3 protein-coding genes are annotated in these 2,257 nt (G+C 68.9%); all 3 read left to right on the top strand.

The window, feature by feature from the left end; genetic code table 11:
• A partial coding sequence (locus FKP22_RS27790) for a Bug family tripartite tricarboxylate transporter substrate binding protein (protein WP_141291248.1) occupies positions 1-813 on the top strand: 813 nt, incomplete at its 5' end.
• Positions 814-860: 47 nt separating this feature from the next.
• Complete coding sequence (locus FKP22_RS27785; protein WP_141291246.1) at positions 861-1,874, top strand: Bug family tripartite tricarboxylate transporter substrate binding protein; 1,014 nt, start codon at positions 861-863, stop codon at positions 1,872-1,874.
• 20 nt (positions 1,875-1,894) lie between these two features.
• Positions 1,895-2,257 (top strand): Rossmann-fold NAD(P)-binding domain-containing protein (locus FKP22_RS27780; RefSeq protein ID WP_510606732.1); only part of this gene is annotated, 363 nt, incomplete at its 3' end.

Here is a 2,257-nt window from a genome sequence, read left to right as displayed (position 1 = left end):
CTCAGCGTGAAATGGGGCCAGCAGATGGTGGTCGAAAACAAGGGCGGCGCAGCCGGGCAGATCGGCGCGGACTCGGTTGCCAAGGCCAAGCCCGACGGCTACACGCTGCTGATGGGCAACCTCGGCACCCAGGCCATCAACCCTTCGCTCTACGCCAAGCTGCCCTACAACGCCGACACCGCGTTCGCCCCCATCGCGCTGGTGGCCGACCTGCCGCTGGTGATGCTGGTCAACCCCGGCGTGCCGGCGAAGACGGCGAAGGAATTCGTCGCGCTGGCGCGCAGCAAGCCCGGCCAGCTGACCTTCAGCAGCTCGGGCGCCGGCGGCGCGCCGCACCTGGCCGGCGAAATCTTCAAGGCGACCACCGAAACCTTCATCGTGCACGTGCCCTACCGCGGCGGCGGCCCTGCCACCAGCGACCTGATCGCCGGCCATGTCCAGCTCTCGTTTGTCACCGCACTGGAAGCCAGCAGCTTCATCAAGACCGGCAAGCTGCGCGCGCTGGGCGTGAGCAGCCCCAAGCGGCTGAGCAACCTGCCCGACGTGCCCACGCTGGCCGAAGCCGGCGTGCCCGGCGTCAACGTCAGCAGCTGGGTCGGCATGCTGGCGCCGGCCGGCACGCCCAAGGACATCGTCGACAAGATCGCCAGCGACCTGCGCGAGGTGCTGGCGTCCGATGACGTCAAGACCCGCATCACCGAGCTGGGCGGCCTACCCGCCGGCAACACGCCCGCCCAGTTCACCAAGCTGATCGACGACGACCGCAAGCGCTACGCCGTGGTGATCCGTGATCGCAAGATCACCGTCGATTGATTTCCGTCCGCACAAGACGACCGCACCAGACGACCGCAAGGATTCACATGACCCGTTCCGTTCGCATCGACAACCGCCTGTCCCGCCGCCAACTGCTGGCCGCCACCGGCCTGGGCGCCCTCGCGCTGGGCACGCTGCTGGCCCCGCAGCATGCCGCCGCGGCCGACGCCGCCTGGCCCAGCAAGCCGATCCGCCTGATCGTGCCGTACCCGCCCGGCGGCTCGTCGGACATCATTGCCCGCGCCATCAGCGTGCAGCTTGGCACGGCGCTCAAGCAGACCGTCATCGTCGACAACCGGCCCGGCGCCAGCGGCAACATGGGCGCCGACTTCGTCGCCAAAGCCAACGACGGCCACACGCTGCTGCTGTGCGACGTGGGCGCGCTGGCCATTGCGCCCTCGGTCTACACCAAGCTGGGTTTCGACCCGAGCAAGGACCTGCGCGGCGTGACCATGCTGGCCTACTCGCCGCACATGCTGGTGGTGCACCCCTCGGTGCCGGCCAACAACCTGCAGGAGCTGGTCGCGCTGTCCAAGACCAAGGAGCTGAACTTCGCCGTGACGGCGCTGGGCAGCGCGCCGCACCTGGCCGCCGTGGCGGTGCAGCAGGCCACCGGCGCCAAGTGGACCTACATCCCGTACAAGGGCGGCTCGCAATCCGTCGCCGACACCATCGCCGGCCAGACCGACCTGACCATGAACGGCATGCTGGCCACGCTGCCGCACGTGCAGTCCGGCAAGCTGAAGGTGCTGGCCCTCTCCAAGGGCACGCGCATGCCGCTGCTGGCCAACGTGCCCACGCTGGCCGAACAAGGCATGAAGGGCTTCGAGTCCGGCACCTGGCAAGGCGTGCTGATGCCGGTGGGCACGCCGCCGGCCGTCATCGCCAAGGTCAACGCAGTGCTGACCGGAATCATTCGTTCGCCCGAGGTGCGCGAGCGCCTGGTCTCGCAAGGCGCCGAGGTGCGCACGATGTCGCCAACCGAGTTCAGCAGCTTCTTCGAGACCGAGCGCAAGCGCTGGGCCGAGGTGGTCGTCAAGGGCAACGTCAAGCTCGACTGATTGATCGATTGAGGAACCTGATGACCACACCCCGCCTGCTGCTGGTCGGCAACCTGGTGCCCGTGCTGAACCGCGCGCTGGCCGAAAGCTTCGCCATCCATCGCCTGGTCGAGGAGGCCGACCCGGCGGCCTTCCTGGCCGCGCACGGCGGCGAGTTCGAGATCGCCGTCACCTCGGCCGCGGTCGGCATGAACGAGGCCCAGCTCGCTGCGTTGCCCAACCTGAAGCTGATCTCCAGCTTCGGCGTGGGCCTGGACAAGGTGCCGGTGGCCGCGGCGCAGGCACGCGGCATCAGCGTGGGCTACACGCCCGACGTGCTGAACGACTGCGTGGCCGACACCGCGCTGGCCCTGCTGCTGGACGTGGCCCGCCGCGTCTCCGAA

The organism is Ideonella azotifigens (assembly GCF_006519715.1).
Lineage (GTDB): Bacteria > Pseudomonadota > Gammaproteobacteria > Burkholderiales > Burkholderiaceae_C > Ideonella > Ideonella azotifigens.
This window is presented reverse-complemented; position numbering and strand designations above follow the sequence as displayed.